Below are 23,872 nucleotides of genomic sequence, written 5' to 3' on the forward strand. Positions count from 1 at the left end.
TACTCAACCGGCGCCCATGCGCTGCGAGAGGTCCTCGATGTCCTTGACCTGATCGAGGACGAACTGCTCGAATTCCTGGCCTCTCATGTTGAAGGGCATCAGGCCGTTGCTTTCCATGGCCTGTTTCCATTCGTCGCTCTGTGACAGCTCCTGGATGGTGGACGTCCAGAACTGCTTGGCATCATCCGAGACGTTGGGCGGAATGTAGAAACCGCGCCAGTTGGGCGCCAGCACGTCGATGCCTTGCTCCTTCGCGGTGGGAATGTCCGCCAGGTCGCCTTCCAGACGCTCGTCGGAGAGCAGGGCGAGGATGCGCAGATCGCCGGATTCGCGGAAGCCCTTGGCCTCGGAAATATCCCCCGAGAACACATCGACGTGCCCACCGACCACCTGGGTCAGTGCCTCGCCGCCGCCTTCATAGGCCAGGTAGCGGACCTGGCTCAGGTCCTCCACGCCTGCCTTGTCGGCAAACATCAATACCTTCAGATGGTCCCAACTGCGCTTGGCATCGCCACCGGCAAAGATGACCGAACGCGGGTCTTCGTTCAGCGCCTTGGTCAGGTCGTCCAGGGTCTTGAATTCGGAATCCTTGGGCACGGCGATCACGCCGTAATCGGCGCCCAGGGCGGCCACCCAGTTGACCTGATCGGCGGTCATCCCCTGGAACAGCCCTTGGGCCAGACCGGCCGAAGTTACCGTGGAGGCGGCGACCAGTAGCTGTTCATCGGCGGGGCGTTTGCTGATGACGTGGGCGTAGGCGACCCCGCCCGTCGCGCCAGGCATGTTGATGGTCTGCACGGCCTGGGGAACCATGTCGAGTTCCTGCAGGATCCTGCCTACGCTGCGGCAGGTGAAGTCCCAGCCGCCGCCGGGGTCGGAGGGGGCGATGCAGTCCACCTTGCCGTTGAGTTCGAAGCTCATGGCGCTCGACGCGAAGGTGAGGGCCAAACCGGCGGCGGTGAGCAGTGCAGTGCTTTTGCGTTTCATGAACGACTCCTTGTTTATTGTATGTGTCGTAGTAAAGCGGCGTGTCTGCCTTGCACCGTATCCGAAGCGTCATGGCGCTAGAAGTAGCATTTGGGAAAGCTGGGGTTCGTCAGCCGCGAAGGGTGCGAGACTAGTCCCGGGTGCCTGCGGTCAGGTGGTCGACCAGATGGCGAGCGATGACGGGCAGGGTGTCGTATTGGCGCATGCCGATCACGGTTTCCCGCGTGGCCCAGGCATCGCTGAGCGGGATGCTGCAAAGCTGCAGATCGCCCAGCTCGCGGTAGATGGTCTGCTCGGGCAGCACGCCGATGCCCATGCCGTGATGGATCATGCGGCAGATCGCATCGAAGCTGCGCACCTGGATGCGCATGTGCAGGCTCTTGCCGGCACGGCTGGCGTGTTCGTGCAGCAGGTCCTGGAGCGAGGAGTCCTGCTGCAGGCCGATGAAGTCGTCGCCCGCCGCTTCTTCCAGGTAGATGGATTCGCGCTCCGCGAAGGGGTGATGGCATGGGGTGACGAGGACCAGCCGGTCGCTGCGATAGGGCAACACCTGCAGCCCATCGCAGGGCACATGGCCGGCGAAGATGCCGATGTCTGTCAGGCCTTCGCGCAGCGCGCTGATCGCTTCGGCGCTGACCCTTTCCTGCAGGTCGAGCTTGATCTGGGGGTAGCGCTGCGAAAAGGTGCTGAGATCCTCGGGAAGAAAGGCAATGATCGCCGAGGTGTTCGAGTGGATCCGGATGTGGCCCTTGATGCCCTGACCGTACTCGCTCAGGTCGGCCTGCAGGCGTTCGATGTTTTCCAGAATCCTGCGCGCATGATGCAGGAACGCATGACCGGCCGGAGTAAGCTCGACGCCGCGCGGGCGACGATACAGCAGCGTGGTGTCCAGTTGCGCTTCGAGGTCGCTGATGCGTTTGCTGGCGGCGGCCAGGGCCAGATGCTCGCGCTCTGCGGCGGCGGTGAGCCGGCCTTCATCGGCCACCGACACGAACAGTTTCAACGTGACGAAATCGAACCGCCCCATGTTGCGCTCCTCTTGATGTGACGCCAGCCAGAGCCTCATCTTACGTAAGCCTTCGTCAAAAGCGAATGCTACGTTGCTCAACGCCTAATTGTTCCTGTCGGCGGAGTAACGCATCCTGCCTGCATATCGTTTAGGAGTAACGCCCTATGAGCCTGTCCGACGCCCGGAGCCTGCCTCTGGAAGACCTCAAGGTACTGGAGCTTGGCCAGTTGATCGCCGGTCCCTTCGCCACCAAGCTGCTGGGCGAGTTCGGCGCCGACGTGATCAAGGTCGAACCGCCGGGCGCCGGCGATCCGCTTCGTAAATGGCGAATGATCGAGGAGGGCACGTCGCTGTGGTGGCACGTGCAGACCCGCAACAAACGCTCCGTCGCCCTGGATCTGCGCTCTTCCGAAGGGCAGGAACTCGTGCGTCGCCTGGTTCAGGAGGCCGACGTGCTGGTCGAGAACTTCCGCCCCGGCACGCTGGAAGGCTGGGGGCTGGGCTGGGACGTGCTCTCCGAGTTGAATCCACGCCTGATCATGGTGCGCATCTCGGGCTACGGCCAGACCGGCCCGTATCGCGACAAGCCCGGCTTCGGGGTGATCGGCGAGGCGATGGGCGGGCTGCGTTACCTGACCGGCCAACCGGGGCAGCCGTCGGTGCGCGTCGGCGTCAGCATCGGCGACTCGCTGTCGGCGCTGTATGCGGTGATCGGCACGCTGCTGGCATTGCAGGAGCGCCAGCGCAGCGGCCAGGGCCAGGTCATCGACGTGGCGCTCTACGAGTCGGTGTTCGCGATGATGGAGAGCCTGATTCCCGAATACGATGCCAGCGGCAGGATTCGTGAGCCCAGCGGCAGCTCGCTGCCCGGCATTACGCCGTCCAACGCCTATCTGTGCCGGGATGACGATTACGTGCTGATTGCCGGTAACGGCGACAGCATCTTCAAGCGCCTGATGGAGGTGATCGGCCGCCCGGATCTGGCTGCGGACGAGCGCTTTGCGCATAACGATGGGCGTAGCCGGCATGCCGAGCTGATCGATGGCGCCATTGCCGAGTGGACCCGCCAGCATTCCCGCGCCGAGATCCTCGAACGACTCGACGAAGCGCGAGTCCCGTCAGGCTATCCGTATACCGCCGCCGATATCGTCAATGATCCGCACTATCTGGCGCGGGAGATGATTCAGACCATCACTACGCCGGGCGGACGTTCGCTCAAGGTTCCCGGCGTGCTGCCGAAGCTCAGCGCCACCCCCGGGCAGCTCGGTCAGGGCGGCCCCGACCTGGGGCAACATACCGAACAGGTGCTCGACGAGTTGGGCATCGACGAGGAAACGCGCCAGAAGCTGCGTCAGGGCGGGATCATTTGAGCGAGAATACCTTTATCAAGAGTACCGAGCATGTCACGTATCTACATCAATGAAGTGGCGCCGCGCGATGGCCTGCAGATCGAAGCGGCGTTCGTGCCTACGCCGGACAAGATCGCCCTGATCGACAAACTCTCGGCGACCGGCCTGGCCAAGATCGAAGCCACGTCGTTCACCTCGCCCAAGGCGATCCCCAACCTGCGCGATGCCGCCGAGGTAATGCAGGGCATTCGCCGCCAGCCGGGGGTGATCTACACGGCGCTGGTGCCCAATCTCAAGGGTTGCCAGCGCGCGCTGGAATGCAGCGTGGAGGAGATCAACCTGGTGATGTCGGCCAGCGAGTCGCATAGCCTGGCGAACCTGCGCATGACGCCCGAACAATCCCTGGCGCAGTTCGCCGAGATCGTGGCCCATGCCCAGGGCAGCGGGGTGTTCATCAATGCCTCGCTCTCGACCACCTTCGGTTGCCCGTTCGAAGGCCATGTCGATGAGCGGCGTGTGATGACGCTGATCGAGCGGCTCCTCGAGATCGGCATCCAGGGCATCACGCTGTGCGATACCACGGGGGTGGCCAACCCGGCCCAGGTCAAGCGGCTGTGCCGGGATGTCGTGTCACGCTGGCCGGAGGTGCCCTTCACGCTGCATTTCCACGATACGCGCGGGATGGGTCTGGCCAATGCGCTGGCCGCCTGGGAAGCGGGCATCGTGCACTTCGATGCCTCGTTAGGCGGGCTGGGTGGCTGCCCTTACGCGCCGGGTGCCACGGGCAACGTGTGCAGCGAGGACCTGGTGCACATGTTCGAGCGGATGGGCGTAGACACCGGCGTCGATCTGGATGCGCTATTAGCGGTATCGGCCACGCTGCCCGATCTGGTGGGGCACGAAACGCCAGGGCATGTCGTCAAGGCCGGCAAGGCCGACCGGCGCTATCCGATGCCGGCGCGCGGTTAGAAGACTAGGCAGAACGAGAATGCCACGAGGCCTACTGTGTTACAGACGCTGAAGGCGCAGCTCCGCTGGGAAGCTGCGCATGAAGTGCCTGTTATGTATTGGTATTACATCGGGTCGGGAAGACCTGCCGTCGCGACTAACATCGGCCGGCAGATCATCTGGGCTCAGCTGAACAACCAGGGGTCTAGGAGGCCGCTGGGATAGGTCAGCGTCAGGAAGTGCGCCATGCCGACAAGGAAGGCAACCACGCCGACGGCCATTCCCGCTGCCGTCCATGGCTTCAATCGGGCGATGCCCAGCAGGAACACCAGACAGAACAGGGCAGCCGTACTGATGAAACCCAGGCCGAGGATGACCGCGATCAGCGCGCAAAAGCCTGCCAGCCAGATCAGCTCTTCCCGGCATGCCTGGTGTTGCCACTGTGGCCGGCGCAGCGCATAGCGTGTCGCCTCGGCGAGGCAGCCCAACGCCATGATGGCAATGGCCAACATGGGAAACACGCTGCCCAGCATCGAGAGGCCGGCGACATCGCTCCAGGCGAAGGCCGCCAGACCCAGCAATCCAGCCAGTAGCAGGACGTCCACCACACCGACCGTAGGGGATTGCTCGACCGGCTGCGTCATTTCGGGGCTGGCGGTGACGCCACTTGTCTTCGATTGCCGACGTTTCGTCCACAGCGCCTTGAGTGCAGGAATGAACAATACCGCCAGAATCAATGCGCCGATAATCAGCACTCCGGGACGGGCAAACGCCGCGCTGCCCTGGAACTGGACCGCCTGATAAAAGTAGGTCTCGGCGCCTGGCGCCAGAACGAAGCCAATCAGAAAGGCCGGACGAGACCAGTTGGCCTTCTTGAACAGCACGCCTACGGCACCGACCACGGCCAGAGCGACCAGATCGCCCGTGGCCCGGGTCGCCTGATAGGCGGCGAACAGAATGAGGACGGTGATCAGTGGTGCGAGAATGGTGAAGCGCACCCGGGTGAGACTGGCTACCGGGCCGGCAAGGCCCAGGCAGAGGCCGGCACCGACGATGTTGGCCAGGGCGAGCGACCAGATGATGGTATAGGTCAGGTCGAGGTGGGTCTCGATCATGCTGATGCCCGGCTGCATGCCGAGCAGAAGCAGGCCGCCGAGGAAAACCGCTGCACTGCCGGAGCCGGGGACGCCGAACAGTAGCGTGGGCACCATCGCACCGCAGGCGCAGGCGTTATTGGCCGACTCCGGCGCGATCACGCCACGGATGTCGCCCTGGCCGAACTCGCTCTTGTCCTTGGCGCTCTGCACGGCGTGGCCGTAAGTCATCCAATCGACGACGGAACCGGCCAGCCCGGGAATAGTGCCGATCAAACTGCCGAACCCCGCACAACGCGCTACCAGGCCGCGTTCCCGGCGGACATCGCGAAAGCCCTGTCGCCATCCTTCACCAAGCCGGCAGGGCTCGTTGGCGATGGCACCTCGTTGCACCAGTAGTTCAATGATTTCGGGCAGGGCGAAGATGCCTAGCCCCACCACGACCAGGGGCAGGCCGTCGTAGAGGTAGTCGAGGCCGAAGTTTAGGCGAAACTCGCCGGTAGCCGGCGCCATGCCCATGCCGCCGATCAGCAGGCCCAGCCCGCAGGCGGCCAGTCCCTTGAACAGGTCGCGCCCCGAGAGCACGGCGACCATCGATAGCCCCAGCAGTGTCAGCATGAACAGTTCTGATGAGGAGAACGCCAGGACCAGCGGCCGGGCTATGAGAATGAAGCCGGTGAGTACCGCGGCGCCGATCAGGCCGCCAGCCATTGACGACAGGAAAGCGCTGGAGAGAGCCCGGGCCGCCTGGCCGCGCTTGGCCAATGAGAAACCGTCAATTACTGTCGCTTGCGAGGCACTGGAGCCCGGGATGCCAAGCAGTACCGAGGCAAAGGTGTCGCCGGTTGGAATCACGGCCACCAGGCCCATCAGCATGCCTAGTGCCACCGAGGGGTCCATGCCATAGAGGAAGGGCAGCAGAAGCGACATGCCGGCGATTCCACCGAGGCCGGGAATGATGCCGACCACCAGGCCGACGATGATCCCAAGCATCATGTAGAGGAGATGGGAGAGGGTGAAAACCTGCCCCAGACTGGAGAGAAGGATGTCGAACATGGCGTGGTTCTTCGCATTGTCGTGTCGGAATCGAGCCGGCTCCGTCGCCATGCGACGGAGCCGGAGAGATCAGCGCGTGGCCAGATGGACGTCGAACTTGTCCCCCAGCCAGGTGATCAGCCACTGGCGCGTCTCGTCCTTGATGGACATGGCATCCTCGAGGTGGGCCGAGACTGTATTACCGATGATGGGTGTATAGGGGCCGAGCTGAGCTGCCGATTCCTCCTTGAATTTGTCGGTCTTGATGAAGTCGCGGGCCGCCTGTCGGTAGGTTTCGGTAAGTGCCTCTGGAGTGTCTACCGGCACCATCACCAGTTTCTGCAGGGCGTAGCCTGAGGCAAAGAACTTGCGATAGGCCTCGTAGGCGTTGCCCGACGGTGCCTCGCCCTTGGTCTGCTGGTGGACCTCGTTGAACGTCGGCAGGTCTGGGAAGGTCGGGTCGCGGACAATCTTGCCGTCGTCGTTGAGCACGCCCAGGCTGAACAGTGGGATCGCCTTGCCATCGTCGACCAGCGGTTGGACATTGCTCAGGTAGGCCGAGGTGGTCTGGAAGTCGATGTTCGCCTCGCCACGCTCGAAGGCCAGGCGCCCCTCGCCCCGGCTGCGCATCCCGAACACCGGATCGACGTCGACGCCCAGCATCTCGAGGGCAATCAGCACCGGCAGTTCGACCCCCGTCGGTGATTGGGCGGCCAGCTTGACCGGCTGCTTCAAGAGGGTTTGCAGGGCGCTGTCGGCATCCTGACCCATCTCGGGCGAGGCGTAGACAACGCCTCCGGTCGGCGTGGCGAGTATCGGCTTCCAATCGGCATAGTCGTAGCGTACACGGGGGTCGCCGAGCATGGCCGGATACTGGGTTGATGCCGATGTGCCCAGCCACTGGCTGCCATCGGACCTGGCGCGTACCGAGAACAGGTTGGCGCCATTGATCGAGCCGCCGCCAGGCACATTGTCGATCATGATGGTCGGCTCGCCAGCTAGAGACTCGCTGAACCAGGGCGCGAAGAAGCGTGCCCAGACGTCGGTCCCACCACCCACGCCAAAGGGAATGGTCCACTTGATGGTGTCGGGCACTTCGGTATCCGCGGCATTGGCCGTGGCGGGGAGCATCAGGGGGCTCAGTCCGGCACACAGCAAGCCAAGCCTGGCGGCGTGCTTCAGACGGGAGTTGAGGGACTGTCGTGATGTTAAGGGGCGCATGGCGTGACTCCTTGTTGTTGTGAGGCTCTGGTTGTTTTGCCGGGGGTTAACGCGATCTAGCAGGCCTTCGCCTCATTGGCATTGGCCGGTGGGTGGCCGGTTACTGTGCCGGGGTAATACAGCGTGCCGGCCATGATCTTGCGTGCCGTGCGGACCAGCGAGACGCGGGCGACGTCATGCGGGTTCTGTCCACGATGCTCGATATCGAGATCGATATAGCCTGAAGGATGCTCGAGGCGAACATGGTCCAGCGAGTTGCCATCGATCAGACGTCCGCTAGTGACGGCAATACGGTTGGCAATCGTGCCCGGGACGCTGACCGCCGTCGCCAGGGCGATGGCGCCGGTAACGGCGAGTGCCTTGTGACAGCGATGCGGCACGAAGTAACGGGCGCGTAGCGTCGCATCGGCCCCGCTTGCCGCCGAAAGCAGAATCGGCTTGGGCAGGACGCCCTGGCTAACGTCACCCAATCCCATGCGTCGTCCGGCTTCGCGGCGAATGGCTTCGAGCCGGGCGAGCAGGAGACCGTTGGCGTCGAGTTCGGCTGGGGATTCGTTTCCCGTCAGGCCGAACGTCCCGGCGGCAATCAGCACGGTGGGTGTCGCGGCATCGAGGCAGGTCACTTCGACACCGTCAATGACTTCCTGCGCCTGGCCGGTAGGCAGCAAGGAACCGGTCTTGGTCCCCACGACGTCGAGGAAGCTCAACTGGATGCCTGCCGCAGTACCCGGAACGCCACTGATTCGGGTATCTCCTTCATAGAGTATCTGGCGTCCAGGGGTAGGGACGTGACACTCGATGAGTCGCTGCGTATTGAGATTGCGAACCCGCACCACGGTCATGCCGTCAAGCGCCTCGACCAGCCCGGTCTCTATTGCGTAGGGACCAACGGCAGAAAGCATATTGCCACAGTTGGGGTTGAAGTCGACGCGACGACCAGGGCCATCGACCTGAGCGAACAGATAATCGACGTCGGCTTCGGGATGGTCGGAGCGTTCGACGATGGCCACCTTGCTGGTCAACGGATCGCTGCCACCGATGCCGTCGATCTGCAGAGCATGTCCGGCACCCATCAGGTTGAGCAGGGTCTCCGTCCGTGCCTCTGTCGATTCGGGCAGGTCGTTCATGCGCAGGAAGGGGCCTTTGGAGGTGCCACCGCGCATGATGATGCAAGGAATACTATTGATCATTGCCGTTTCACTCTTTGCTAAAACTCATGAACTGAGCATGTCACCCCCTATTTGATGCCTCAAATGCAAATTAAAGCCCTATTCGATGTGTTAATCGCATTAATGTGATAAGTTGTTTAATGTCCTATTGCCAATGCAAGAATCGCCAATGATGCATCGCATTGAGTTTCTCGATTTACAGGCCTTCGTCCAGGTTGCTGAACTAGGCAGCTTCCACGAAGCGGCGCAGCGTCTTCATTTATCGCAACCCGCGCTGTCGAGACGCATCCAGAAACTCGAGGAGGCGCTCGAGGTTACGCTTCTCGAGCGCACCACCCGGCGTACCTGGCTGACCGCGATCGGAACCGACTTTTTGCCACGGGCCCGCAGGATGCTCGAGGACTACGAATCGTCGATCCTCGGTATTCGTGAGCTGGCAACGCACCAGAAGGGAACATTGACCATCGCCTGCCTACCCACGGCGGCATTCTATTTCCTGCCCAGCGTCATTCGGCGTTTCAACGAGGCTTGGCCAGGCATTCGGATCCGCATTCTCGATGTCAGCGCCAACGAAGGATTGGAACGGGTGGTCAATGGCGAAGCGGACTTCGGTATCAACATGATCAGCCCGCAGCTGCCTGAAGTTTCTTTTACGCCGCTACTGCGTGACCCTTTCGTGCTGGCACTGCGCTCCGACCATCCCTTGGCTGCCAAGGAGAGCATCACTTGGGCCGACCTGGAGGCAGTGCGCATGATTACAGTCAGCCGCGACAGCGGCAATCGCACCCTTTTGGATAACGTGCTGTCTTCAGAGGGCATCAGTCTCAATGGCTTTTATGAGGTCCAGCATCTTTCTACCTCCCTCGGGTTAGTAGAGTCCGGCCTGGGAGTCGCCATCCTGCCGAGAATGACCATGCCGGGTGCGGACCATGACACGCTTTGTTCTCGGCCACTGCCCGAGCCACGGATACAGCGCACCATCGGGCTCATTCAGCGTAATGACCATGCGTTGTCGAGTACCGCCGAGTTGTTCATTGAAACGTTGTTGGCGCTGTGGGGGGAGAAAAATCGGCAAAAACCTTCCTAGAAAGGCCTCTGGTTACCTGCCTTGGCTCGCGATGTGAGCCAAGGGGCTGGCTGCTTCCATGATTCAAGATGCCTAGACTTTCGATTTTAGCCCCAGCCATCTAAGGTGCAGAAGAGTCGATCCGCATGGAGCACCGATCGTGAAGTACACATTCAACTACGAGCTGATTCGCCAGGGCGAGGAACAGCCCATCAAAGGGCAGGTGATCGAACTGGGCGAGGATGAGAAGACCGGGCAGCATGTGCTGCCCAATGTCGGCGATTACGTGCAGGTACAGGCGCACTTCGGCGACACCGATCCGATGACCGGACGCGTCAAGACCCGCTTGTTCAAGTATTCCAACGCCATCTATCCGGGCAAGAACACGTGTCACGTCAATATCGTCCTCGAGGAGCCGGAAGCCGGCGTATGGGAGCGCTTGAGCAGTAGCGAATGAGTTCTGGGCGTCACTCGCAGGCTACCTTGCTGGAAGGGCCGATTCTCGGGTCGCTGCTGAAGCTTTCGATCCCCATCGTTCTGGCCAATGTGCTGCAGTCGGCCTATCAGCTGATCGACGCGTTCTGGGTGGGTCGGCTGGGCGGCCACGCCGTGGCTGCCGTGTCGGTCAGCTTTCCGATCATCTTCCTGCTGGTGGCCATCGGCTCGGGGCTGGGGGTGGCCGGCTCCACGCTGGTGGCGCAATACATGGGCGCTGGCCAGGGGCGAATGGTCAATCATGTGGCGGCGCAGACCATGCTGATGGTCGCCGTGGTGTCGCTGCTGTTGTCTGCGCTCGGCTATGCGCTGGCGCCGGGCCTGCTGGCCCTGCTGCGTGTCGACCCGGTCGTCTACGATGGCGCCCTGGTGTTCCTGCGTTTTTCGCTGGCGGGGATGATCTTCTCGTTCGGCTTCGCGATGTTCCAGTCGCTGATGCGCGGCGTCGGCGACGTCAAGCTTCCTCTCTACATCGTTACCGGCACGGTATTGCTGAACGTGGTGCTAGATCCGTTGCTCATCTTCGGCTGGGGTATCGTGCCGGCTTTCGGGGTGGGCGGCGCCGCGTTGGCCACGTTGATCACCCAGGGTCTCGCGCTGGCCGTCGGCATGGCCATCCTGTCGCGCGGGCGCTGGGGAATCCAGCTTCGCATCGGCGATTTCCGGCCCGACCTGGCGTTCATGCAACGCGCGTTCGGGCTAGGCTTTCCGGCCTCGGTCGAGCTTTCGGCCCGGGCGCTCAGCATGAACGTGATGATCTTCCTGGTGACCGGGTTCGGTACGGTGACCACGGCCGCCTACGGCGTCGGCATCAATGTGCTGGGCTTTATCGTGATCCCGGCGCTGGGGCTGTCCATGGCCACTGCAGCGCTGGCCGGCCAGAACATCGGCGCGGGGCAGATCGAGCGCGCTGACCGCATCGCCCGGCTGAGTGCCGTCATCGCCTTTGTCGTGTTGTCCGCCGTCGGTTTGTTCGTGTTCCTGTTTGCCGCCGCCATCGTGCGTTTCTTCGTGCCCGACGACGAGGCGGTGGTGACGACCGGGGCGACGTTCCTGCGCACGGTCTCGCTCTCCTTCGGTTTCATGGGGCTGCAAATGGCGCTGACGGGGGTGTTTCGCGCGTCGGGCAATACCTTGATCGCCATGGTGCTGACGCTGGTCTCGCAGTGGGTGCTGCAGTTTCCGCTGGCCTTCGTGCTGTCGCGCGACGGCGTGCTGGGCCTGGAGGGCCTGTGGTGGGCGTTCCCGGTCACCAATGTACTGATTGCGGTAGTCACGGCGATCTGGTTCTTGAAAGGCGACTGGAAGAAAGGGCGCCTGGTCGAACACGATCCCTTGGCGGAGCGCGTCACGGAGGAAGTGCTGATCGAAGAGCGCTCGGCTTGATTGACTCGCTCTACCGAAGCTATGCGATCCGCCACTCGGGTTGAAGTCTGCGCCAATGTGTCCGTAGAAGTTCCTGATGCTCAGGAAGCATAGGGCTTTCGAGGAGCAGTGTTTTCCATTGCTCTCTGGCCCGCCGGATCGTGTCGTCGAGAGTCATGCGAATGGCCGGCCAAGGTACGTCAACGGCACTCGCCCATGCCTTGAAATCCTCATAGTGGATTTGATACCAACGCTTCTGTCCGTTGAGATTCAGTGCAAACTCACTTTCCTCAGGTATGTAGGCCTGGGTCACGACGATATCGTAAGCAGGGGCCAGGACAGGCGTCCGTCTATCGGGATACAGCAAACTCCAGTTCTTCAGATGCGCATCGCCATTGGCCAAGAGAATGTTGACTAGTAAACGGCGGGCAAATTGTTGGACGTTGGCAAGGCCATCCTTGGTGTAGTCACGTAGCAGGCGGCCTATCTGCTCATAGTTATGGCCTTGGTATTTCTCGTGAGGGTAACGAAAGAAAACTTGGGCCATGTCCTCTGTGTGGTAGCGTCCTTGGGGCTGCCGGTCGAATCGCTTGATGGCATAGGCCCAAGGTTCGGCAGGCAAGTTGATTTCAGGTAATCCCTCTACATCCTTCAGGGCCACCAGGCGCGTCTCAGGAACGTTCACTCCGGCAGCCATGGCGAGTCGCATGGCTGTGTATTCATTGACAGGGACCCCGCGGTGGCGTGTCGAGGGTGTCTTGATTATCCAATCGCCCAGTTCGTCGCTGTGTCCGAAGTGAAACCTTCCCTCCCTTTCACGCATCGAAAATTTCATTTGAATCCCTGCCAGGGAAAATCCCCTGGTGGACTGGGCCGTCCGCTTGACGGGAGTAATGCGTGTTCTATGCGCGAGTACCCGATCGGGAATGGTATCGGCATCAAGGGGGATGGCAGTAACGGCGCCGGGTAAGTCATGACCTAACTGCGCTAACAGTGGAAACTCATTATCGGGATGCACCTTGAGCGTTTGGGCGAGCCAATCGCGTAACGCACCCTCTGGAAGTAGATTGGAAAAGTAGGGATGCAGTCTCTGTTGGCGTATCCATGGTTTGGCCATGATCCGGGACGCTTTGGAGAATGACGGATGGTTAGTCAAGGTGAGCGTAAAGCGTTCTGGATCATTCCGGTAGCCTTCGTCGAAAACCATGACGTTACGACCACCCTGGTAGCCTGCCAAGTAGCCGACATGCTGGTCATGCAGTCTGATTTCGAGCGCTTGAACGGCCTCTTCCATCATTCTCTTTCCTTGGGCTCATCGCCTTGGCCGAGGCCATCCAATAGGCCATGCCATGGGTCTTCGTCGGGGGCGGGCGGCGTATGCTCGCCTTGGATGTCGTTCTCTTCCAGCAATTGCCTGACGGCATGCAGCTTTTCTCGTGGAATAAGCATGAGCTCGGCATTGAGGCCTTGGGCCACGAGGTGCAATGAGTCGAGTCGCGGGTTGCCTCGCGCTTCTAGCCGTTGGTACTGCTGACGGGTCATCCCGATGCGGCTCTCCATGGCTTTTTGCGTCAAGCCCAACTCCCGCCGGCGTCGTTTGATTTGGTCATGAAGATTCATGTTTGGCAACTCTTGAGTTTCATTATAGGCAAGATAGCAACTCATATGTTGCTATTCAACCCAAAAAGCAACATATGAGTTGCTAATGCCTCGCTTGCCAAACTCGGCAAGGCGCTTACCTTGAAAAGAGCGATCCAAGCGAGGTATTACCATGATGCGTACGAGCAAAATGTCGTTCGGCATGGCGACGACGGCCATGCTGGTGTCGCCGCTGGCGCTGGCCCAGCCGGACAGTTCGGTGCAGACGGAGGCCGGTGCCGTTCAGGTGGATATATTGGCCGAGGGGCTGGTACACCCTTGGGGCATGGCGTTCCTGCCTGATGGCCGGTTGCTGGTGACCGAGCGCGAAGGCCGGCTGAGAATTCTCGATTCCGACAATACCTTGTCGGCACCGGTCGAGGGCGTTCCCGAGGTGTTCAACCAGGGCCAGGGCGGGCTACTCGATGTGGCGCTCGATCCCGACTTTCAGAACAACCGGCGCGTTTATCTTTCCTTCGCCGAGTCCGGCGAGGGCGGTGCCTCCACGGCGCTGGGGCGCGGGCGCCTGGAGAATGACAGAATCGAAGACTTCGAGGTCATCTTTACCCAGCAGCCCAAGGTGCCCGGCGAGAATCACTTTGGCGGCCGCATCGCCTTCACCCAGCAGGGTACGCTGTTCCTGACGCTGGGCGAGCGCTTCAAGTTCGAGCCCGCCCAGGAGTTGTCCAACCATCTCGGGACCATCGTGCACTTGAACCACGATGGCTCGGTGCCCAACGACAACCCCTTCGTCGATCGCGAGGATGCCGAGGACGAGATCTGGTCGTATGGTCATCGCAATATCGAGAGCGCGGCCATCCATCCCGAGACTGGCCAGTTGTGGGTTGCCGAGATGGGGCCGCTGGGTGGCGATGAACTCAATCTGCCCGAAGCGGGACGCAACTATGGCTGGCCGGTGGTCAGTTGGGGGCAGAACTACGACGGCAGCGACATTCCCGATCCGCCGACGCATCCCGATTTCGCCGATGCGATCAAGCACTGGACGCCCGTGATCTCGCCGTCGGGGATGGTGTTCTATACCGGAGATGTCTTTCAGCAGTGGCAGGGCAGCGCGTTGATCGGCGGCTTGTCGGCCGAAGCGATCGTGCGCGTCACCAACGATGGACAGTCGGTGACGGGAGAAGAGCGTATCCCCTTGGGCGCCCGCATCCGCGATGTCGAACAGGGGCCCCAAGGCAACGTCTATGTGCTGACCGATCAGCAGGATGGCAAGGTGATGCGGTTGTCGCCGCTGGAGTAAGGCCTGGGTTCAGTGAATCACCACGCGGGTGCCCACGTTCACCCAGCGATCGAGCGCCTCGATTTCGGCGTTGGTGACCGCGATACAGCCTTGCGTCCAGTCCATTTGGCTGTGCAGACGGGCCGAGCGCGCGCCCAGGCCGTGAATGCCGATGGAACCGCCAAGCGCCGTGTCGGCAGGCGGCAGTCCGTGCTGGCGCAGGTAGTTGCGATAATAGGTGTAGTCGCGGGTCGACATGAGGCCGTCCCGCCAGGCTTCGCGAGCGATGTCGGGCGTGGGGTAGTCGATACCGAAGAACAGCTTGAAATCGCTCTGGCGGTTGACCCGGTCGACATGGAACTCGCCGATCGGCGTCTGGTGACTGCCTTCGAAACGAATGCGCTGCGCCCCGGCATTGCCGATGGCCAGGTAAGGAATCACCAGTACCTGGGTATCGCCGCGGTACACGGCCATCTTGCGCGCTTTCAGGTTGATGTTGACCCAGACTTCATTGGGCAGAACGTCCGGCAGGGGCGTGGCGTCCAATTCCGACCACAGCGTGGCGGAGCCACTCGCCGTCGGGGGTAATGCTTCCAGGGCGGCGTGGGCCGTCGAGGCGCCAAAGACCATGAGGGCGGCGACAGCCAGGGCGCGCAAATACTGCATGACGATCTATCACTCCGAGTGCGTGTGCTGGTTCTTCGATTGTTGGTGATTTGCCGATGCGGCGGTATTTCGTTCAGCGCGCACTTTCGGTGGCTAATTGGCGCTTTGCTGGTGCGCGCTGAAGCTCGCGGAGCAGATGGTACGCATTATGCGCCTGATGTAACAGCATGAGGCGCAGCGCACGGAAACGACTGCCGATGTACGCCCCAACGGTCCGGTTACGCCAAGTGATAAAAGGGGACCGCGACGAACCACACCATGTAGTTGAGCGTGACGAACATCAGTCCGTCGATACGCTCGAGGCGCTTGGCTCCTCGCTGGAAAGCGAGCCACAGCAGGGCAAGGCATAGGGCAGCGTGAGGCAGCACGAAGTAACTCAGTCCGCCAAAGGCGCCTGCCGCCAGCCCCATGCGGTCGAAGATCAGCGCCAGCCCGGCCGCCACGCCGACCGAACCCGCTGCCAAGGCCAGCGCCGCTGTATTGCCGAAGCGTTCCGGCAGGGTGTGCTTGCCGGTGGCGGCATCCGCCTCGCGATCGGGCACGCCGGAGAGAACGATGGCGGGAAGAATGGCGAAGAATAGGGGCAGCGCCAATAGCCAGGGCAGTGTGGCGCCGAGCGCTCCGCCCTGGAAGACGAAGCCGAGCCACAGCACCATGGCGCTATGGGTAAAGGCCACATCGAGCTCGCCGACACTGCGATAGCTCAGCTTCAGGGGCGGCAGGGTGTAACCCAGGGTCAGGACGGCGGCGATCGATAACCAGAGCGCCGAGGCCAGGGGTGCCGCCGTCGTCTTGAGCACCAGGCCTGCCGCGGCCAGGGCCGCGATGAGCGTCAGCCCTATGCCGCGACGCATCGCCGCGAAGCCGATTTCGCCGCTGACCAGGACGCGCGAGCCGCCATTGAAGGGGCCATGATGGCGGTTTTGGCTGTCGCTCGGATAGTCGTGATAGTCGTTGATGAACACCGTGGCCGCTTCGAGCAGGAACAGACAAAGATAGCCCCAGAGATAAGGGGCCCAGTCCAGGCCGTTTGCCGCGGCGGCGAGTGCCCCCAGGGTATAGGCCGCCCAGGTCATGGGATAGAACTGCAGGCGCAGCGCTTTCAGCCAGGGCTTGATCCGCTGCCAGCAGCGTCCCGCCGGGCCGTTTACCCCATGGCGCAAGGCAAACCCCCGTGCCCGGGCCTGTTCCAGCCAGCCATGGCGCTGTTGTTGCGTTGAGGTGCGAATCGACCCGGCGATCAGGGTGTGTACCGGTTTGACGCCACAGAATCCCAGCGTGGCATTGCGCATGGCATGCGTGCCGGGGGCGCGAAACAGCCAGCGATAGACGGGCGGTGGAGTATCCATGGTGGTGATCAATTGCGCCGACTTGCCTTGCCATAATCCTTCCCACTGCGTGGCGCCCGGTCCATAGAAGCGAAAGGCGAAGCCGGGCATCACCAGCCGGTCGAGAAAGCCTTTGAGCAGGGCGGGCATCGTGCCCCACCAGGTGGGGTAGACGAAAACCAAGTGCTCCGCCCAGATCAGCCATTGCTTGGCGCGTTCGAGGTCGGGCTCGAGAGGCTGGTCTTCGGGTGATTCGATGCGCACATGCGGGTCGAACGTCAACTCGCCGAGCGCCAGCAGGCGCGTTTCGGCACCGGCCTGTTCCGCCCCCTCCCGATAGGCCCGCGCCAATGCAGCGCAGAAACTGTCATGGCGTGGATGGCCCAGAACGATCAGGACTCGCATGGCATCACCTTCCTATGATTCCCTGTCGGTTTTCCCTATCGGGATAAAAAACTGAGGCGCTCCTGTGAATCTCATCGTTTTTTCCCTAGAGGGAAAAATTAGTTGTTTGCCGGGGCGCCTGATGGTAATTTTTCCTTATCGGGAAAAATTATAGTAGCCGGACGGAGCGTATGACCCCGAACACCATAGAGCAAAGCGCGGCGTTTGTGCGGATGGACGATGCACTGAGCCTGGGAAGGCTCGTGCGCCGCGTTCGTAAGTCCCAGGGCCTGAGCCTGGAAACGCTGGCGGGCCTCTGCGGGCTGAGCATGCGCTTTCTGAGCGAGTTGGAGAACGGGCGTGAGACGTGCAGCTTCGTACGCATCATGCGGGTGCTCGACACGCTCGGCATCGAGTTGTATGCCAGCCCACCGGAGGATACGACCACGTGAGCCGGCGCGATGAGCTGGCCGTGTGGAAGGGCGAGCGGCGTGTCGGTACGCTCTGGCGCGGCAACGATGGGCGCTCGATAGGCTTCGAATACGATGCCGATTGGCAGGCGTCGGGGGTGGCGATTTCCACGAGCCTGCCACTTGCCCGAGCCGTCTGGCCGCCCGAAGATTCACGAGCCCATCGCTGGTTCGGCAATCTGTTACCGGAGGAGCAGGCCCGCGAGGCGTTGATCAAACGCCTGGGCGTGCCGGATGACGACTTCTCGCTCCTGGCAGCGATCGGTGGCGATTGTGCCGGTGCCCTGGTGATCCTACCCAGCGATCAATCGCCCCAGCGTGGGGGAACCTACCAGCCGCTGCCCCTCGACAAGCTAGGCCATTGGGCGGCGTTTCGTGAGCGCTATGCGCTGATGGCCGGTGATGCGCCTGAAGCGAGACCGCGCCTGTCGCTGGCGGGCGCCCAGGATAAAATTCCCGTTCATTGGCGGGATGGCACGTTGTACCTGCCGATGGGCAACGCTCCTTCGACGCATATCCTCAAGTTCGCCGTCGAGGGGCGTGAACAGGTCGTTTTCAATGAGCTTTATCTGAATACGCTAGCCCGCGAAGCCGGGCTGGCATGCCCCGTCACGACCATGCATGTTGCCGGGCGTCACCCTTACCTGATGGTCGAGCGCTACGACCGAACGGGGCTGGGAACGACCCATATCGAGCGCATTCACCAGGAAGATCTGTGCCAGGCCATGGGGCTGTCACGAAGCCAGAAGTACCAGTCCTTCAATGGGCCGCGCTTCGGTCAGTGCGTACAGGCCGTCCGCGAGGCGTGCCGGCCACCGGCAGCCTCGATTCAGCAACTGCTGACCTGGCAGATATTCAATGTGCTGGTGGGCAACAGCGACGCTCACGCCAAGAACGTTTCTCTGTTGCAAGATGACCGGGGACGTTGGCAGATAGCCCCGGCCTATGACCTGGTGGGGACGATCGTGCTTGGCTACCATGCCGATCTGGCGTTCTCGGTAGGCGACCAGTTCAATTCCATGCAACTGTTGCCGCGGGATTGGCAGCAGTTCGCCTCTGAATGCGGTTTCAGTTATCCCTTCGTCAAGCGGCAAATTGCCGAGCTTGCCGCCAAGTTGCTGGCGCTGGGCGATTCCGAACGCCTGCGAGACGCGTTGCTGCGTGCGGGATTGCCCGAGAACGGCTGGCTGCGGTTGCAGCAACAGCGCCAGCACATTCAGCGCCAGTGCCGACGAGCGCAGCGATGGTGAATGTTTTCGGCCACGGGTATCGTTGACTACCCTGACAGGCAATTCAATCACATACCGCTGCAGGCGGGCTGCGAGGCAGTGGGCCCGCGGCGCCTGGTCGGTATGGCAACGGGGACGAAGGCGATGCAGGGAAAGCATGCAATCTGGTTGCTCTGGCTACTCGTACTGCTCAGTTACGCAGTGCCGTATACGCTGCTCCGCGACGTTCATGCCTGGTACGGGAGCTTTCTGTTCTGGACGCTGGTCGGCTTGCTGGTCATCGCCGTCAACGTCGTAATGACGCGGCGATTCTGAGGAGGCGAGGGTGAGCGAGGCGTTGATTTGGACGGCCATCGTCATCTACCTGACGGTGGCGTTGGCGATTGCCGTGCTGTCCCGCCAGCGCGGGGTGGCTGACATGTCGGGCTATTTTCTCGGCAACCGGCAAATGAATGGCTTTGTCTCGGCGCTGAGTTACAGCGCCACGACCTACAGCGCCTTCATGATGGTCGGGCTGGCCGGGCTGACCTACGCCGGCGGCGTCGGGGCGCTCGGTTTCGAAATCATCTATTTTGCCGGCGTGTCCCTGGTCGCCGTGTTCGGTCCGCGCTTCTGGGCGGTGGGCAAGCGCTATGGCTATGTCACGCCCAGCGAGATGCTTGGCCATCGCTATGCCAACAGGATGGTTGCCGTGGTGGTCTCGCTGGCGAGCTGCCTGTTCTTGATTCCCTATGCGGCCGTGCAGTTATCGGGCATCGGTTACCTGTTGCAGGGCATGACCGACGGGGCGATCTCGTTTACGACCGGCGTCGTGCTTGCCACGGTACTGGCCATCGTCTTCTCCCAGGTGGCCGGCATTCGTTCGGTGATGTGGACCGACTCGCTGCAGGCGATCATGATGGTGATCGCCTCCACGCTCGTGGCGTTGCTGGTCATTCATGAACTAGGCGGCTTCGACTCGCTATTCTCGACCCTGGCGCGTGAAGAGCCGCAATCGTTGAGCGTACCGGGTGGCGGGTTTTTCAGCTTCGTGACCTTTCTGGGCCTGACGATCCCCTGGTTCTTCTTCAGTCTGTCGAATCCGCAGGTCAGCCAGCGTCTCTACATGCCGTCGTCGCTGCGCGCCTTGCGCCAGATGTTGCTGGGATTTTTGGGCTTTGGATTCGTGTATACCCTGGTATCGGTACTGTGGGGCTTTTCTGCCCTGGTCGCCTTTCCGGATCTGGAAACGGCCGACCTGGCGACACCGGCGCTGCTGGGGTCATCCTACGTGCCGCCGGTGCTGGGCGTGATCGTCATGGTAGGCATCATGGCGGCGGCGGTGTCCACCATCGACTCGATCCTGCTGACGCTGTCCTCGATGCTGGCGCGGGATGTCTATGCCAATCTCGGATCGCGTGTCACCGAGCGGCGCCAGTTGCTGATCGGCAAGCTGGTCATTCCACTGATTGCGCTGGTGGCTTTCGGCTTTGCGGAACTCGAGCTGGGGCTGATTGCGGTATTGTCCGTGGCGGCGTCGTCCGGTCTGGCCGTCATGGTGCCGACCATCGTCGGGGCGTTCTTTTGGCGGCGGGGAACGGCAAGCGGCGCCTTGGTAAGTATCCTGGGGGCCGGTGCCTTCGTGATCGGCGTCTATCTCACGGGCAATTCGGTACTCGGCTTACCGGCGGGCGTCTGGGGCATTCCGGTCGCCACGCTGCTTTTCGTCGCGGTCAGCCTTTTGACCAGCCCGCCAGTCGAACGGGCGCAGGCGTTCATGGCCGAGGCAAATCGCTACCGAACGCTGATGGACTCCCGATCGTGACGTATCTGCATAGCGCTGTGGTCGATGGCTGACAGCGTAGGTGCTGCCGCTGCGATACCCTATCGGCTCACTTGACGACAGGAAAAGCGGGCGGGCAGGCATCCGCTCGATTTCGATAGCCTTTATACCGTTAACTTACGTGAAGAACATAGGTGGGTAGTAATCCATCTAGCCGGCAGCAAGCGACCGGCAGTCATCATTGCCGCTAGCGGGATGGCCTGCTGAGCTTTATCGCTGGCATGGCGCATTGGCCGCGGCAGGTCAGGTTGGTGCACGGAGAACGCCAAGCCAAGCAGGCATTGAAACGAGCGCTGCTGGCCATGGCGAAGACACGAGGTGTGACAATGGACGTGGTGATTCCTTGAAACGATTGAGGCGACTCTTGACGCCATGGCAGCGCACCACCGCGCAGCGGAACGATCGGGCGCGCCAGCCAGTGATACTCTGCGGCCTGGATTACGAGCATTACCGAATCCAGTCATTGATCAAGCGGTCGAGACGCTACGAACTGCTGGCGTTGATCGACGACTTTCCCTGGAACCATGGCACGCTGGTCGATGGCGTGCGGGTCTACTATCCGAGCGAAGCCGTCTCGTTGGCCAGACGTCACGGCGTGACGCGGTTGCTGTTTCACACGCAAGACGACTTGGCGGTTTTCGATGGCGACATGCTCTCCGCATTGAAGGAACTCGGCGTGGAGTTCACTTCCATGGATTCTCGTCAGATCGACGATATCGACGCTTTCCTGGCGAGACAGTCCTAAGGGGAGCCTGCTGATAAAAGCCAATTCCGTCGCCCATGCGCTATGCACTGTTGAGTGCGGCAATTTGTCACGTTCGGATACCGATTGCCTATACTGCCCTTAGGGGCAGAGGCTCAGCCGACTGTCCGAACACAGGCGACAGGAGGTGGATTGTTATGCTGGCTCACGTCTGGGGATTGATGGCTCATCCGAATCGCGAATGGAAACAGATCCAGAGCGAAAGAGAAACGGTGACGCATCTTTACGCGCATCACGTGCTGCTGATGGCGGCGGTGCCCGTAATCTGCGCCTTTATTGGTACCACGACAGTAGGATGGAGTATCGGCGATAGCCGGACGATTCTGCTGACGCCCTGGGATGCACTGGGGGCGGGAATCGCGTTTTACATTGCCATTCTGGCGGCTGTCGGCCTGATGGGGAACGTCATTTACCGGTTGGCCAGACGCTATTCGAGTCACCCGGACCGGCGCTGCTGCATCATCTTTGCCGGTTACGTGGCGACCCCCATGTTCATGGCGGGCTTGATCGCGCTGTATCCCCTGGTGTGGCTATGCCTGCTGGCGGGAATCATCGGGCTCTGTTACAGCGCCTACCTGTTGTACCTGGGGATTCCTGCCTTTCTCGGCATCAGCCATGAGGAAGGGTTCATCGTCACGGGGGCGACGCTGGGCATCGGTGTGCTGGTGCTCGAGGCCATGTTGGCGGTGACTGTGCTGCTTTGGGGCTATGGCGCCCGGTGGCTGACAGGCTCCGTGTGACGGTGGGACATAGGGATTCTGGAGAGGTGAAAAGCGAACGGGAGCCGGCTATGCCGGCTCCCGTATTTACGAACGGCGCATCACTCGATCGGGCTACGTGTCGTGGGTGTCACACGCGGGCCCGGTGATTTGGCCGGAGAAGGCAACGCCGCCTGCATGTCGCGAGGCGTTTCGAAATCGTCGGCAGCGCCACGCATGGCTGCCGCCGGACGCGGAAAACCGCTGCGGTCACTATAGTCGGGCGTGGGGCCGGCCTGATAGGCGTAACGCTTCTGGAGCCTGGAGGCACAAATCAGGTCGAGCGCCGTCACCGCGCCTACCGCTGCCAGGGCAACGCCGACGTTCTCTTTCTTCGGGTTGTGCTTGTCGCGCAACGCCGTCGCCAGCGCGGCAAGATCGAGCGCATCGCCACCCACCCGGGACCATATGGCCAAGGTCGGGTTGTTCGACAAGGCCCCGACACCGCAGGCGATTTCACGGGCCCCGCAGGCACGGACGAGAGGCTCGAAGCCCTCCATGCCCAGCGGCTCCGTCAGCTTGCGTGGCGCCAGTACCTGGCATAGCCCCAGCCCGATGCTGAACCAGCCCAGGCCGCGTGCGAGACGATCCGAACCGTGTAGCGAATGTGACATGTACGAATGTGATCTGTTCATGCTCTTCCTCCCTGAGCCATGGGCATTTACGGTTTGAGTATGACCTTGACGCAACCGTCCTGCTTGTTCCTGAACACGTTGTACATTTCCGGCCCATCCTCGAGACTGACGCTGTGAGTAATGACGAAGGACGGATCGATCTGGCCGTCGTCGATGCGCCTCAGCAAGTCATCGCTCCAGCGTTTGACGTGCGTCTGACCGGTGCGCACGCTGAGCGCCTTGTTCATCAGCTGTCCCATGGGAATCTTGTCGACCAGGCCGCTATAAACGCCGGGAATCGACAGGACGCCACCTGGGCGACAGACGTAGATCATTTCACGCAGGACATGGGCCCGGTCGTTTTCCATCCACAGCGATTGCTTGACGCGGTCATACATGGAGTCGGGAGAGCGGGGCACATGCGATTCCAGGCCCACGGCATCGATGCACTTCTCGGGACCCTTGCCCTGAGTGAGTTCCTGCAGCCGGCCGAGAACGCTCTCTTCATCGAAGTTGATGGGGATCGCGCCGCCGGCTTCCGCCATGGAGAGGCGCTCGGGAACGTTGTCGATGGCGATGACCTGCTTGGCGCCCAGCAGCACGGCACTGCGTATCGTGAACTGGCCTACCGGGCCCGCGCCCCACACGACCACTGTATCGGTTGGCTCGATGTCGCACTGTACGGCAGCCTGCCAGCCGGTGGGGAAAATGTCGCCAAGGAACAGGACCTGCTCATCGGTCAGCGTATCGGGCACCTGGATATGCGTCTCGTCGGCGAAAGGCACACGCACGTATTCGGCCTGACCGCCGGCGTAACCCCCGGTCAGGTGGGAATAACCGAACAGCCCGGCACCGGCATGGCCGAACACCTTATCCGCCATGGCCTTGTTGCGGTTGGAGCGCTCGCAAAGAGAAAAATTGCCTCGCCGGCATTGATCGCATTCGCCACAGGTAATGGTGAAGGGCACGACGATCCGGTCGCCGACCTTGAGTTTCTTCACCTCGCTGCCGACTTCCATCACTTCGCCCATGAACTCGTGGCCGACGATGTCACCGGACTTCATGCTGGGCATGAAATGGTGGAAGAGGTGCAGGTCGGAACCGCAAATGGCACAACTGCTGATGTTGATGATGGCGTCGCGTGGATCCTCGATTTGCGGATCGGGCACGGTTTCGTAGCGAATGTCGTTCTTTCCATGCCAGCAAAGTGCTTTCATTACTC

General features: G+C 61.6%; 23 protein-coding genes. 12 read left to right on the forward strand and 11 right to left on the reverse strand.

The window, feature by feature from the left end:
- Window positions 1-3 precede the first annotated feature (3 nt).
- The gene (locus tag MHM84_RS00620; protein WP_239261351.1) at window positions 4-987 is read right to left on the reverse strand and encodes a tripartite tricarboxylate transporter substrate-binding protein; all 984 of its coding nucleotides are present in this window, start codon (window positions 985-987) and stop codon (window positions 4-6) included.
- A 130-nt stretch (window positions 988-1,117) separates the two neighbouring features.
- Window positions 1,118-2,014 carry a LysR substrate-binding domain-containing protein gene (locus MHM84_RS00625; protein ID WP_239261353.1) on the reverse strand — a complete coding sequence of 299 codons (897 nt, stop codon included), beginning with the start codon at window positions 2,012-2,014 and terminating at the stop codon, window positions 1,118-1,120.
- Window positions 2,015-2,160: 146 nt separating this feature from the next.
- Here MHM84_RS00625 and MHM84_RS00630 point away from each other — a divergent pair, with 146 nt between their 5' ends.
- Window positions 2,161-3,366 (forward strand): CaiB/BaiF CoA-transferase family protein, encoded by a 1,206-nt coding sequence (locus MHM84_RS00630; protein WP_239261355.1) that lies wholly within the window; start codon window positions 2,161-2,163, stop codon window positions 3,364-3,366.
- 30 nt (window positions 3,367-3,396) lie between these two features.
- On the forward strand, window positions 3,397-4,314 hold the full coding sequence (locus tag MHM84_RS00635; RefSeq protein WP_239261357.1) for a hydroxymethylglutaryl-CoA lyase: 918 nt from the start codon (window positions 3,397-3,399) through the stop codon (window positions 4,312-4,314).
- Between the two features lie 164 nt (window positions 4,315-4,478).
- Here the strand turns inward: MHM84_RS00635 and MHM84_RS00640 are convergent, their stop codons facing one another.
- The 3 genes from MHM84_RS00640 to MHM84_RS00650 all read right to left on the reverse strand — a co-directional run bounded on the left by MHM84_RS00640 (window position 4,479) and on the right by MHM84_RS00650 (window position 8,833).
- Window positions 4,479-6,443 carry a tripartite tricarboxylate transporter permease gene (locus MHM84_RS00640; RefSeq protein ID WP_239261359.1) on the reverse strand — a complete coding sequence of 655 codons (1,965 nt, stop codon included), beginning with the start codon at window positions 6,441-6,443 and terminating at the stop codon, window positions 4,479-4,481.
- Between the two features lie 69 nt (window positions 6,444-6,512).
- The gene (locus MHM84_RS00645; RefSeq protein WP_239261362.1) at window positions 6,513-7,643 is read right to left on the reverse strand and encodes a tricarboxylate transporter; all 1,131 of its coding nucleotides are present in this window, start codon (window positions 7,641-7,643) and stop codon (window positions 6,513-6,515) included.
- A 56-nt stretch (window positions 7,644-7,699) separates the two neighbouring features.
- Window positions 7,700-8,833: a 4-oxalomesaconate tautomerase gene (locus MHM84_RS00650; protein ID WP_239261364.1), complete on the reverse strand. Its 1,134-nt coding sequence runs from the start codon at window positions 8,831-8,833 to the stop codon at window positions 7,700-7,702.
- Window positions 8,834-8,981: 148 nt separating this feature from the next.
- Here MHM84_RS00650 and MHM84_RS00655 point away from each other — a divergent pair, with 148 nt between their 5' ends.
- The 3 genes from MHM84_RS00655 (at window position 8,982) to MHM84_RS00665 (ending at window position 11,759) form a co-directional block, all read left to right on the forward strand.
- Window positions 8,982-9,899: a LysR family transcriptional regulator gene (locus tag MHM84_RS00655; RefSeq protein WP_239261366.1), complete on the forward strand. Its 918-nt coding sequence runs from the start codon at window positions 8,982-8,984 to the stop codon at window positions 9,897-9,899.
- A 139-nt stretch (window positions 9,900-10,038) separates the two neighbouring features.
- Entirely contained in the window at window positions 10,039-10,335 is a 297-nt protein-coding gene (locus MHM84_RS00660) for a hypothetical protein (protein WP_239261368.1), read from the forward strand.
- On the forward strand, window positions 10,332-11,759 hold the full coding sequence (locus tag MHM84_RS00665; RefSeq protein WP_239261370.1) for an MATE family efflux transporter: 1,428 nt from the start codon (window positions 10,332-10,334) through the stop codon (window positions 11,757-11,759). Before MHM84_RS00660 ends, MHM84_RS00665 begins: the two co-directional genes overlap by 4 nt.
- 19 nt (window positions 11,760-11,778) lie before the next feature.
- Here the strand turns inward: MHM84_RS00665 and MHM84_RS00670 are convergent, their stop codons facing one another.
- Both MHM84_RS00670 and MHM84_RS00675 read right to left on the reverse strand, forming a co-directional pair.
- Window positions 11,779-13,035, reverse strand: a complete 1,257-nt coding sequence (locus MHM84_RS00670; protein WP_239261372.1) for a type II toxin-antitoxin system HipA family toxin — start codon at window positions 13,033-13,035, stop codon at window positions 11,779-11,781.
- Window positions 13,032-13,403, reverse strand: coding sequence for a helix-turn-helix transcriptional regulator (locus tag MHM84_RS00675; protein WP_343218265.1), 372 nt, complete (start codon window positions 13,401-13,403; stop codon window positions 13,032-13,034). The genes MHM84_RS00670 and MHM84_RS00675 overlap by 4 nt, the downstream gene beginning before the upstream one ends.
- A 106-nt stretch (window positions 13,404-13,509) precedes the next feature.
- On the opposite strand from MHM84_RS00675, the gene MHM84_RS00680 reads away from it, so the two are divergent.
- The gene (locus MHM84_RS00680) at window positions 13,510-14,637 is read left to right on the forward strand and encodes a PQQ-dependent sugar dehydrogenase (protein ID WP_239261376.1); all 1,128 of its coding nucleotides are present in this window, start codon (window positions 13,510-13,512) and stop codon (window positions 14,635-14,637) included.
- A gap of 9 nt (window positions 14,638-14,646) precedes the next feature.
- Here the strand turns inward: MHM84_RS00680 and MHM84_RS00685 are convergent, their stop codons facing one another.
- Window positions 14,647-15,282, reverse strand: coding sequence for a L,D-transpeptidase (locus tag MHM84_RS00685; protein WP_239261379.1), 636 nt, complete (start codon window positions 15,280-15,282; stop codon window positions 14,647-14,649).
- Between the two features lie 218 nt (window positions 15,283-15,500).
- The gene (locus MHM84_RS00690) at window positions 15,501-17,015 is read right to left on the reverse strand and encodes an NAD(P)H-dependent oxidoreductase (protein WP_239261381.1); all 1,515 of its coding nucleotides are present in this window, start codon (window positions 17,013-17,015) and stop codon (window positions 15,501-15,503) included.
- A gap of 242 nt (window positions 17,016-17,257) precedes the next feature.
- Here MHM84_RS00690 and MHM84_RS00695 point away from each other — a divergent pair, with 242 nt between their 5' ends.
- The 6 genes from MHM84_RS00695 to MHM84_RS00720 all read left to right on the forward strand — a co-directional run bounded on the left by MHM84_RS00695 (window position 17,258) and on the right by MHM84_RS00720 (window position 22,018).
- Window positions 17,258-17,446, forward strand: coding sequence for a helix-turn-helix domain-containing protein (locus MHM84_RS00695; RefSeq protein WP_239261383.1), 189 nt, complete (start codon window positions 17,258-17,260; stop codon window positions 17,444-17,446).
- Window positions 17,443-18,714, forward strand: a complete 1,272-nt coding sequence (locus MHM84_RS00700) for a type II toxin-antitoxin system HipA family toxin (RefSeq protein ID WP_239261385.1) — start codon at window positions 17,443-17,445, stop codon at window positions 18,712-18,714. Before MHM84_RS00695 ends, MHM84_RS00700 begins: the two co-directional genes overlap by 4 nt.
- 123 nt (window positions 18,715-18,837) lie before the next feature.
- Window positions 18,838-19,008, forward strand: a complete 171-nt coding sequence (locus tag MHM84_RS00705) for a hypothetical protein (RefSeq protein WP_239261387.1) — start codon at window positions 18,838-18,840, stop codon at window positions 19,006-19,008.
- Between the two features lie 10 nt (window positions 19,009-19,018).
- A complete protein-coding gene (locus MHM84_RS00710) occupies window positions 19,019-20,497 on the forward strand; it encodes a sodium:solute symporter family protein (RefSeq protein ID WP_239261389.1) in 1,479 nt (492 codons plus the stop codon).
- Window positions 20,498-20,879: 382 nt separating this feature from the next.
- Window positions 20,880-21,260 carry a hypothetical protein gene (locus MHM84_RS00715; RefSeq protein WP_239261391.1) on the forward strand — a complete coding sequence of 127 codons (381 nt, stop codon included), beginning with the start codon at window positions 20,880-20,882 and terminating at the stop codon, window positions 21,258-21,260.
- Window positions 21,261-21,415: 155 nt separating this feature from the next.
- On the forward strand, window positions 21,416-22,018 hold the full coding sequence (locus MHM84_RS00720) for a Yip1 family protein (RefSeq protein WP_239261393.1): 603 nt from the start codon (window positions 21,416-21,418) through the stop codon (window positions 22,016-22,018).
- 80 nt (window positions 22,019-22,098) lie between these two features.
- On the opposite strand, the gene MHM84_RS00725 is transcribed toward MHM84_RS00720, so the two are convergent.
- Together MHM84_RS00725 and MHM84_RS00730 are read right to left on the reverse strand one after the other, a co-directional pair.
- Window positions 22,099-22,671, reverse strand: a complete 573-nt coding sequence (locus MHM84_RS00725; RefSeq protein WP_239261396.1) for a hypothetical protein — start codon at window positions 22,669-22,671, stop codon at window positions 22,099-22,101.
- Between the two features lie 26 nt (window positions 22,672-22,697).
- Window positions 22,698-23,867, reverse strand: a complete 1,170-nt coding sequence (locus tag MHM84_RS00730) for a zinc-dependent alcohol dehydrogenase (RefSeq protein WP_239261399.1) — start codon at window positions 23,865-23,867, stop codon at window positions 22,698-22,700.
- Window positions 23,868-23,872 lie beyond the last annotated feature (5 nt).

The organism is Halomonas sp. McH1-25, assembly GCF_022348165.1.
In the GTDB taxonomy this organism is placed as follows: Bacteria; Pseudomonadota; Gammaproteobacteria; order Pseudomonadales; family Halomonadaceae; genus Modicisalibacter.

What these genes read in the sequence shown, in the direction of transcription:
- MHM84_RS00620 (WP_239261351.1), bottom strand. Translation starts at nt 987, where the DNA reads ATGAAACGCAAAAGCACTGCACTGCTCACCGCCGCCGGTTTGGCCCTC.
- MHM84_RS00625 (WP_239261353.1), bottom strand. Translation starts at nt 2,014, where the DNA reads ATGGGGCGGTTCGATTTCGTCACGTTGAAACTGTTCGTGTCGGTGGCC.
- MHM84_RS00630 (WP_239261355.1), top strand. Translation starts at nt 2,161, where the DNA reads ATGAGCCTGTCCGACGCCCGGAGCCTGCCTCTGGAAGACCTCAAGGTA.
- MHM84_RS00635 (WP_239261357.1), top strand. Translation starts at nt 3,397, where the DNA reads ATGTCACGTATCTACATCAATGAAGTGGCGCCGCGCGATGGCCTGCAG.
- MHM84_RS00640 (WP_239261359.1), bottom strand. Translation starts at nt 6,443, where the DNA reads ATGTTCGACATCCTTCTCTCCAGTCTGGGGCAGGTTTTCACCCTCTCC.
- MHM84_RS00645 (WP_239261362.1), bottom strand. Translation starts at nt 7,643, where the DNA reads ATGCGCCCCTTAACATCACGACAGTCCCTCAACTCCCGTCTGAAGCAC.
- MHM84_RS00650 (WP_239261364.1), bottom strand. Translation starts at nt 8,833, where the DNA reads ATGATCAATAGTATTCCTTGCATCATCATGCGCGGTGGCACCTCCAAA.
- MHM84_RS00655 (WP_239261366.1), top strand. Translation starts at nt 8,982, where the DNA reads ATGATGCATCGCATTGAGTTTCTCGATTTACAGGCCTTCGTCCAGGTT.
- MHM84_RS00665 (WP_239261370.1), top strand. Translation starts at nt 10,332, where the DNA reads ATGAGTTCTGGGCGTCACTCGCAGGCTACCTTGCTGGAAGGGCCGATT.
- MHM84_RS00670 (WP_239261372.1), bottom strand. Translation starts at nt 13,035, where the DNA reads ATGATGGAAGAGGCCGTTCAAGCGCTCGAAATCAGACTGCATGACCAG.
- MHM84_RS00675 (WP_343218265.1), bottom strand. Translation starts at nt 13,403, where the DNA reads ATGAGTTGCTATCTTGCCTATAATGAAACTCAAGAGTTGCCAAACATG.
- MHM84_RS00680 (WP_239261376.1), top strand. Translation starts at nt 13,510, where the DNA reads ATGATGCGTACGAGCAAAATGTCGTTCGGCATGGCGACGACGGCCATG.
- MHM84_RS00685 (WP_239261379.1), bottom strand. Translation starts at nt 15,282, where the DNA reads ATGCAGTATTTGCGCGCCCTGGCTGTCGCCGCCCTCATGGTCTTTGGC.
- MHM84_RS00690 (WP_239261381.1), bottom strand. Translation starts at nt 17,015, where the DNA reads ATGCGAGTCCTGATCGTTCTGGGCCATCCACGCCATGACAGTTTCTGC.
- MHM84_RS00705 (WP_239261387.1), top strand. Translation starts at nt 18,838, where the DNA reads ATGCAGGGAAAGCATGCAATCTGGTTGCTCTGGCTACTCGTACTGCTC.
- MHM84_RS00720 (WP_239261393.1), top strand. Translation starts at nt 21,416, where the DNA reads ATGCTGGCTCACGTCTGGGGATTGATGGCTCATCCGAATCGCGAATGG.
- MHM84_RS00725 (WP_239261396.1), bottom strand. Translation starts at nt 22,671, where the DNA reads ATGAACAGATCACATTCGTACATGTCACATTCGCTACACGGTTCGGAT.
- MHM84_RS00730 (WP_239261399.1), bottom strand. Translation starts at nt 23,867, where the DNA reads ATGAAAGCACTTTGCTGGCATGGAAAGAACGACATTCGCTACGAAACC.